Annotated in this window: 10 protein-coding genes; 8 read left to right on the top strand and 2 right to left on the bottom strand. The window is 35.1% G+C overall.

Annotated features, from left to right (window positions below; genetic code table 11):
* Window positions 1–680: IS30 family transposase (locus HMPREF0634_RS01365; RefSeq protein WP_007788320.1), on the top strand; the 680-nt coding region annotated here is incomplete at its 5' end.
* 448 nt (window positions 681–1,128) lie between these two features.
* Here the strand turns inward: HMPREF0634_RS01365 and HMPREF0634_RS01360 are convergent.
* Window positions 1,129–2,304 (bottom strand): IS110 family RNA-guided transposase, encoded by a 1,176-nt coding sequence (locus HMPREF0634_RS01360; RefSeq protein ID WP_007788312.1) that lies wholly within the window; start codon window positions 2,302–2,304, stop codon window positions 1,129–1,131.
* A 272-nt stretch (window positions 2,305–2,576) separates the two neighbouring features.
* On the opposite strand from HMPREF0634_RS01360, the gene HMPREF0634_RS09900 reads away from it, so the two are divergent.
* From HMPREF0634_RS09900 to HMPREF0634_RS01330, 7 genes are all read left to right on the top strand, one after another.
* On the top strand, window positions 2,577–2,786 hold the full coding sequence (locus tag HMPREF0634_RS09900) for a hypothetical protein (protein WP_007788326.1): 210 nt from the start codon (window positions 2,577–2,579) through the stop codon (window positions 2,784–2,786).
* Complete coding sequence (locus HMPREF0634_RS09895) at window positions 2,787–3,083, top strand: EXLDI protein (protein WP_276324343.1); 297 nt, start codon at window positions 2,787–2,789, stop codon at window positions 3,081–3,083.
* Between the two features lie 18 nt (window positions 3,084–3,101).
* The gene (locus tag HMPREF0634_RS01350) at window positions 3,102–3,824 is read left to right on the top strand and encodes a response regulator transcription factor (RefSeq protein WP_007788314.1); all 723 of its coding nucleotides are present in this window, start codon (window positions 3,102–3,104) and stop codon (window positions 3,822–3,824) included.
* A gap of 1 nt (window position 3,825) precedes the next feature.
* Window positions 3,826–4,734, top strand: a complete 909-nt coding sequence (locus tag HMPREF0634_RS01345) for a sensor histidine kinase (protein ID WP_007788322.1) — start codon at window positions 3,826–3,828, stop codon at window positions 4,732–4,734.
* Window positions 4,735–4,867: 133 nt separating this feature from the next.
* A complete protein-coding gene (locus HMPREF0634_RS01340; protein WP_007788324.1) occupies window positions 4,868–5,791 on the top strand; it encodes an ABC transporter ATP-binding protein in 924 nt (307 codons plus the stop codon).
* A complete protein-coding gene (locus HMPREF0634_RS01335; protein WP_040565590.1) occupies window positions 5,784–6,548 on the top strand; it encodes an ABC transporter permease in 765 nt (254 codons plus the stop codon). Before HMPREF0634_RS01340 ends, HMPREF0634_RS01335 begins: the two co-directional genes overlap by 8 nt.
* A 6-nt stretch (window positions 6,549–6,554) precedes the next feature.
* Window positions 6,555–7,340: an ABC transporter permease gene (locus HMPREF0634_RS01330; RefSeq protein ID WP_007788316.1), complete on the top strand. Its 786-nt coding sequence runs from the start codon at window positions 6,555–6,557 to the stop codon at window positions 7,338–7,340.
* Between the two features lie 171 nt (window positions 7,341–7,511).
* On the opposite strand, the gene HMPREF0634_RS01325 is transcribed toward HMPREF0634_RS01330, so the two are convergent.
* A partial coding sequence (locus HMPREF0634_RS01325; RefSeq protein WP_007788318.1) for a transposase occupies window positions 7,512–7,757 on the bottom strand: 246 nt, incomplete at its 5' end.

Below are 7,757 nucleotides of genomic sequence, written 5' to 3'. Positions count from 1 at the left end.
TTGAAGCCCATGACAGATATAAAAATAGACGCTTTAATTGTAGACCAAGAAAAAAGCTAGATAATCCAAGTCTATATGAATGTGTAAAGGATTTATTTTTGAGGCATCAATGGTCTCCGGAACAGATTTCTTCTCGATTGAAATTTGAAAATTCAAGCTTCACTATTAGCTACAATACAATTTACAGGGAAATATATAATGGTCGTTTTGATGAAAAAGGACTATCACATGGTAATAGAGGAGTCGTTCGCAAACTACGACATCGTGGTAAAAGCCGTCACACAAAAAATTATGAAGAAAGACGTGGAAAAATTCAAATTAGTAATTTAATTACAGATAGACCGGATCCTGCAAATAATCGAGAACGATTAGGTGATTGGGAGGCTGATACAGTTATTGGACAGACTGGTAAGGCTTGCTTAGTAACATTAACTGATCGAAAAAGTAGGTATCTACTATGTAAAAAAATTGCAAAAAAGAATTCATTTTTAGTAAAACAAGCGATGATTGAGCTTTTAGAAAATCAACCTCTAGAAACAATAACTCCGGATAGAGGGAAAGAGTTTTCTAAACATGCAGAAATTAGTCAGGAGTTGAATTTAGTAGAGTTTTATTTTCCATTTCCACATCATCCTTGGCAAAGAGGAACAAACGAAAACACCAATGGATTGTTGAGATAATATTTTCCGAAAACTGTGGATATTAATCAATCAGATAGCTATGTTGAAGCAAAAATGAAAGAAATAAATCTTAGACCGCGCAAATGCTTAAATTGGAAAAATCCATACGAGGTTTATCATTCAGTAGAGTTGCATTTGACTTGACAATTCAAGGTGCAAAAACGAAGAACTTTATATATTGAATTTTGATATTAGGATCTCAGTATTCAGTGAAGAATCACAGTTTTCAACATCATAATGATGGAAAGACAGGCCTATCTTGACAAAATACCTCTATATGATTATAATTATGTTCATAATCATATAGATACTAAACTTCAGATACAAGTTACAAAAATAAGACCAGCTATCAAATGTCAATACAAAATAAAAAATAAATTTCACACTGACATTATTGCATAGCAAATAAGCCTAATGAATAGGCTTAAAAAATTAATAATACTGACAACTAAATATTTGGAGTATACGGTTTTTGATCTCTTAAGACAGCAAATATAATATTGGTCAATTTTCTTGTAACAGCCCCTATAGCTGTGCCATGAGCTTTGCCTCGTGCTCTCAATCCTTGATAGTATATGGATAAGGCAGGGTCCTTAAAGGCTGCTACAGTGGTGGAAAGCCAAATAGAACGCCTTAAGTAAGGCGAACCTCGCTTGGAAAGTTTTGTATTTGTGGCTGAAAAATCACCAAATTGTTTTATACGTGTATCTAAACCGGCATAAGCAACAAGTTGGTTTGCTCTTTCAAACCTAGAAATATTGCCTATCTCGGATACTATGGACGCACCTAAAACACTACCAATACCCGTTATTGTAGTAATGACCGGACATATATCCTCAAGCAAGCTACTAATCTCAATTTCAATTTCTTTAAGTTGTTCTTCTAGGAATGAAATTTGGCTAATTATTTGCTTGATTTGGAAAGAAAAAGACCTTTTTGCAAACTTAATTCCAAAAGATTCCCTGGCACGGGATTGGATTTCTTTGGCTTTATTTATGCCAAGACGACCCTTGCTACACTCACAAAGTAAGTTACCAAGCTCCTCAGCAGGAATTGACAGCATGTCTTCCGGTAAAGGATATTTTGACAACAGTTCCTTTGAGGCAACACCATATATATTTGAAAAAAGACTTGAGTACTCAGGGAAAACTTGGTCAAGTATAGCTACAAGCTTTCTTTTCCAATCTGAGCATTCATCAACTAAGGCAAACCTATATCTAGTTAAATTTCTAAGGGCAAATGTATTCTCATCGTAAAAATTAGATATAGAAAACTCTCCAAAACGCATTATTTGAGCAATTATAAATGAATCAACTGAATCATTCTTAGTTTGTCTAACGTACATTTTCCTAAAAACATCAGACTGAATTGGATTTATAACATAGCACGTAAATCCTAAATCAATGATGTAAGAGAACAAACTGATCCAATAGTGACCAGTTGCTTCCATTCCAATAGTGCAATTATTAGTTGTTACACCAAATTCAGCAATAAAATTATTGAACTTTTTTATACCTTTTGCAGAGTTAGGAAAGGAAATACTTTTGGATAAGCTCTTTCCAGAAGAATCAATTATTGAAGCTTCGTGGTTTTTCTTAGCAATATCGATACCTATGTAAAACATAAAATCACCTAGCTTTCATATATTTTAGATAGAGAAAGAACCCTCTAAAACTTTACGACAATGCAACCTCGTTAGATATACAGCAACTTGGTGCTATCCAGCTAATACGTATAAAGACGTAAAGAAGAGGCGTAAGCCTTTTTTAGGAAGATATAACTTCAAGGAGGTAGCTACGACCTCTATCTATACTAATATTATCCCACAAAGAATAGGGGATAGAAAAGAAAAAAAGTAGTTTTAACTACAAGTATATTATACGAGGAGGTATGGTTATGGCTACAAAAAATATTTATGTTGCAGAAGCAGATCTACACCTATTCGATGATGCTGCCAAGTACGCCGGAAGTGTTTCTGCTGCTGTGATACAAGCACTTCAGGACTTTCTAAGTGTTCAACGCAACAAAAGCGAAGGATATGACAAGATTGAGTTAAACCTCTATGAAAAAGGGGTAAGAAGAAAGGTAATGTTCTATGGTATGTAGATTACTCGCGTAGAACGTCCGGTAGACGGTGGAATAAGGATTGACACGATTTATAAAACTGCAAAAGGGCAGCTTGCAGTGGCAACCAAGGTTCGCAAGGAGCTTCCGGATTGGGCGAAAGGGAATCCACACGTATGGGAAAACCCGCAGTCTTGGTCACATGATTTTTGGAATCTGGGGGACAGAGTGTTAAACGTATATCCGGACATAGAGAGCCTAAAGGAGAAGGATACGTATCTTGCCGAGTGCTGTGAATCTTCTCTTTTGGCAAAACCTTATGAGTTTTTGGATATTTAGAGTAAATAATAAAATGAAATGGCTGGGGTGATTTATTTGAACAATGTTTTAATGATAGATGATGATTTGAGGTTATGTGATGTCATAAAAAAAGCTATGGCTGCGAAAGATGTTGCTTTGGATTTTTGCGAGTCTGGGTTAGAAGGAATTTCTAAGCTAAAATCTGGCAACTATCAGGCGGTTGTGCTGGATGTCATGCTTCCGGGTATGGACGGCTTTGAAACCCTTCGACAAATTCGAGAATTTAGCAATATCCCTATACTAATGCTTACTGCAAGAACAGACAGTATCCTAAAAATCGAAGGATTTAGAATCGGTGCGGATGATTATCTAACGAAACCATTTGAGCTGCCAGAACTTGTTGTTAGAATTTTATCTTTGATTCGCCGCTACACTGTATTTAATGGGATTGAAGAAGTAAATGCAGAAATATGCTTTGATGGTCTGAAGATCCTTCCTGATGACCGCTCTGTACATGGTGAATTTGGTATCTGTGAACTTCATCCAAAGGAGTATGAGATTCTATTTTTCTTAGCAAAAAATCAGGGCAAAATTTTGACGAAGCAATCTATTTACGAATCCGTATGGAAGGATGAGTATATTTACGATGATAACAACATCATGGCAGTGATCAGTAGATTACGAAAGAAGCTGCAAACTGTTACAAATATGAATGACTATATAGAAACGGTAAAGGGTGTCGGCTATAGATTTAATAAAAAATATAGGAGGCAAACCTAATATGAATCTATATATTTTTGTGATTATAATTTTGCTGGCTGTCGTTCTTTTTGGAGTTTTTCAATACTACAAGTTGAAAAAAAGCATGAATGAAATCGTAGAGGTTTTGATGGATGTAGATAGTGGTAACGGCAATAGGAGAATATTATCAAAACCACGAGATTTTCTATCACCTGTTGTTTTTCGCATCAACCATACAATTGCAGATTATGAAGAACAAATTTCGCAACTGAGAGTAAAAGAAAAAACGACCAATCAGCTGCTGACAAGCTTTTCCCATGATATACGTACACCTCTGACGGTAATACGTGCGTATTTAGATGCAATAAAAAATGGAACTGTAGTTGGAGAAGAAAAAGAAGCATATTTAGAAGTGATAAGAGAAAAAGCAGCGGATCTTAGCTCTTATATAGATAGTATGTTTGAATGGTTTAAACTTAATTCAAAGGAATATGCTTTATACTTCGAGAGTGTGGATACAAATGAATTGACTCGAAGCTATTTGGTCAATTGGATCCCCGTTTTTGAAGAAAGAAAAATGGAATATATGGTGGATATTCCGGAATATCCATCAAGGGTTTTACTCGATAAAAATGCGTATTACCGTATATTTGGGAATATTGTTCAAAATGTAATTTCCCATAGTCATGCCGACAAAGTAGAGATTCGGATTGATGATGATAGCGAAAAGGTCAGTGTGACAATTAAAGATAACGGTATTGGTATTCCTGAAGAAAGCATTGGTCATGTTTTTGAGCGATTATATAAATGTGATCCTTCACGCAGAGGAAATGGCAGTGGTCTTGGCTTATCCATTGCGTATGAGCTTGCTCAGCTTATGAAAGGAACAATCCTTGTAGAAAGTATTCCCAATCAGTTTACGCTATTTAAAATTGAGTTTTGCAAATAGTTGAAATCTCACGTTTTTATGGACGTGAGATTTTCTTTTCATAATTGCAAGGTTATTGCAAGGTTGCTATCAGGTTTGTGTAATGTCCGGATGATAAACTTTTCCATGATAAGAAAACTTAGGAGGTCTAGGGATGAGTAAATACATTATTGAAACAAATCATTTAACGAAATTCTATGGAGAGCAGAAAGCTCTGGCAGACATTAATATTCATGTGAAGCAAGGTTCTATTTATGGTTTATTAGGTAGAAATGGTGCCGGTAAAAGTACCCTTATGAAAATCCTGCTTGGACTCACTTCAGCAAGTGAGGGCGAAACATTTATTTTCGGTATGAATGTAAAAAAGGACTTGCATAAAATCTTGCCAAGAGTAGGGAATTTGATTGAAACACCCGGATTTTATCCGAATTTGACCGGCTATGAAAATTTAAAGTTGTTTGCCAGAATGCGTGGTGTCACGAAGAAAAATGCAATAGAGGAAGCACTGACGCTGGTTGGATTAAACAATGAGAATAAGAAGCTTTTTTCAGAGTATTCACTTGGCATGAAGCAAAGACTTGCCATTGCTTTGGCGGTAATGCACGATCCTGAACTGCTAATCTTAGATGAGCTTATCAACGGGTTAGATCCTATTGGAATAGCAGAAGTTAGAAAACTGATACGAAGTTTGTCTGAAGAACGAAGAAAAACAATTTTGATTTCAAGCCACATTCTATCGGAAATAGCTTTGGTAGCAGATGATATAGGGATTATTGACCATGGAACTTTATTAGAGGAATCCAGTCTTGAGGAATTGGAAAATAAAAATAAAGCATCTATTCAGTTCCAGCTTTCAGATGTTGGTCAGGCTTCGATAATCTTGCAGGAAGTATTTAAAACGGATAACTTTAAGATTTCTGGTAAAGAAAATATTGAGGTATACGACACGAATTTGCCAATCGCAAAAATGAACAAAGCATTTGTAGAAAGTGGAATTGATGTGCATAAGGCTTATCTATTTGAAGAATCATTAGAAGATTACTTCAAGAAAATTACAGGAGGTGTGGGTATTGCTTGATTTGGTACTGTGTGAGTTTCAAAAGTTAAAGAGAAGAAAATTTATCACTTTAACAATGGGGGTAGCCTGCCTTTTTCCGCTTCCCGTTTTGTTTCTTGCTCTTAGGCAGCAACAAGCGTTTTACATGTTATTCAGAATGGTATTTATATTTGGAGAAATGCTGTTTTTGCCTTGTGTATTAGGGGTGTTATCGACAATTATTTTCTTAACAGAAGATGAAAACGACGTTTTAAAAAATATACTGACTGTACCGGTCAGCAGGACAAAAATCTTTCTATCAAAGTGTATTATGCTTATGATACTGGCGATTATTTACTGCTTATTAGAGCTGAGTGCAAGTATATTATTTGCTTTCATGATCGGAAATGTCACGAACGCATCTTCATTTATATTATTTAGCATTTTAAGTGGTGTATTTATTTTTACTTGTTCCATGCCGGTCGTGCTATTTGTCATTACATTTGGCAAAAATTTTACAGTATCCAATATTGCGTCATTTATCTATGGAGTTATTTGCTTTGCATTGGCATACATGTGCACTGGCCCCGGAGGAGAGGTGCTTCTAAAATCGAAAATAGGAGTGTTGCCAATTGTAATGGTATTTCGATGGTATCTTGGATATTTTCCTTTAGAGGAACGCTTGGAAAAGTTTAACTTATATGTCGTTCCAACGCCTGTGATGATAGGTTATATATTGATATTCCTTGCGATCACAGTGTTCATTGGAATATTGGTGTACAGAAAGAAGGAGGTGTAAGAGAGAATGGGTCAATTATTGATTTGTGAATTGAAGAAACTCAAGAGATGTAACGTCTTTTGGATCATACTTGCCGGAGCCTTCTTTTCTGCGTTTATGACATATGTTCAATTTGTAATGTCAAAAAGCGTGGACAATCAAGTTACTAATTTTATGGAATTCTATATGGCAGCGATTTGGAATAACTTTTTCGTAGCTTTTCCATTTTCAATTACGATTACAGGCGGAATGATTTTTAACCAAGAATATAGTAATGCTACATTGAAATCCATTATGACCGTACCTGTTTCGATTAAGAGATTGTCCTTTGCTAAGGTCATTATTATTGGTGTATTAGCGTTTATCCTATCGCTGACAAATTTCATTTTTGTTGTCATCGGAGCTGCGTTATTGCATCTTCCTGAAATTACAACTTTTCATTTGATAAAATCCTTATTGCAGATTTGTGGCATTGGAATGTGTATTTATATATCTGTTTTACCCTTGATTATATGGGGTTTTAGGAAAATGAATGGATATTATCCGATGATGTGTATTGCATTTATGTATGGTTTTTGCGGGAGTTTTCTTATTCCTAGGGGATTGGGCGATTATTATCCGCTTACTGCTGGCTTACGGATTATCCAATATGATGTTCTTCCCCAAGGAAATAATGTAGTGGCATATATTACAATGTTGGCTGTGCTACTTCTATCAGTGTTAATGATTGTCTTTATTCCATATTCTTATGAAAAAGCGATTCATCTGAAAGCCAAGAAAAAGGGGAAAAGAAATAATGTACACAAAAGATAAGCAGCATAAAAATATGTAGTGGGTATAGAAATGAGCAGATATAACATAGTAAAAGGGATTAGAGAATTTTTGAAATGGAAATATTTCATACGTTGGTTTCTCTTGATTATTTATTTTCGGCTCTATGTCAAATAACGTTGGTGATAATTTAAATCAACAAAATCTATTAAATTATGCGGCAGCATCCATAGCAAACTTATAGCTATGGATGTTGCCCTTTTGTATTTTATACCTTTCCATTAACATTATCCTTGCCTTAAAATTCCTAAAACTCCTATATCCGTAGGATACTCTTTTAATTACCTTTATCTTGTTGTTTTTACCCTCAACCATAGCATTCGTATAGTCATATTTTAATGAGTTTAGCACATATTTTCTAAGCTTTTTAAGGCTTTTTATGCTCTTTCTAAAACACAT

It is taken from the genome of Peptostreptococcus stomatis DSM 17678, assembly GCF_000147675.1.
Taxonomy (GTDB): Bacteria; Bacillota; Clostridia; order Peptostreptococcales; family Peptostreptococcaceae; genus Peptostreptococcus; species Peptostreptococcus stomatis.
Note: the sequence above shows the minus strand (reverse complement) of the source record. Positions and strands in the feature narration are given on the sequence as shown.

Bases quoted from the DNA above. Each gene is read 5' to 3' on its own strand.
- HMPREF0634_RS01360 (WP_007788312.1), bottom strand. From the start codon at position 2,304: ATGTTTTACATAGGTATCGATATTGCTAAGAAAAACCACGAAGCTTCA.
- HMPREF0634_RS09900 (WP_007788326.1), top strand. From the start codon at position 2,577: ATGGCTACAAAAAATATTTATGTTGCAGAAGCAGATCTACACCTATTC.
- HMPREF0634_RS01350 (WP_007788314.1), top strand. From the start codon at position 3,102: ATGGCTGGGGTGATTTATTTGAACAATGTTTTAATGATAGATGATGAT.
- HMPREF0634_RS01345 (WP_007788322.1), top strand. From the start codon at position 3,826: ATGAATCTATATATTTTTGTGATTATAATTTTGCTGGCTGTCGTTCTT.
- HMPREF0634_RS01340 (WP_007788324.1), top strand. From the start codon at position 4,868: ATGAGTAAATACATTATTGAAACAAATCATTTAACGAAATTCTATGGA.
- HMPREF0634_RS01330 (WP_007788316.1), top strand. From the start codon at position 6,555: ATGGGTCAATTATTGATTTGTGAATTGAAGAAACTCAAGAGATGTAAC.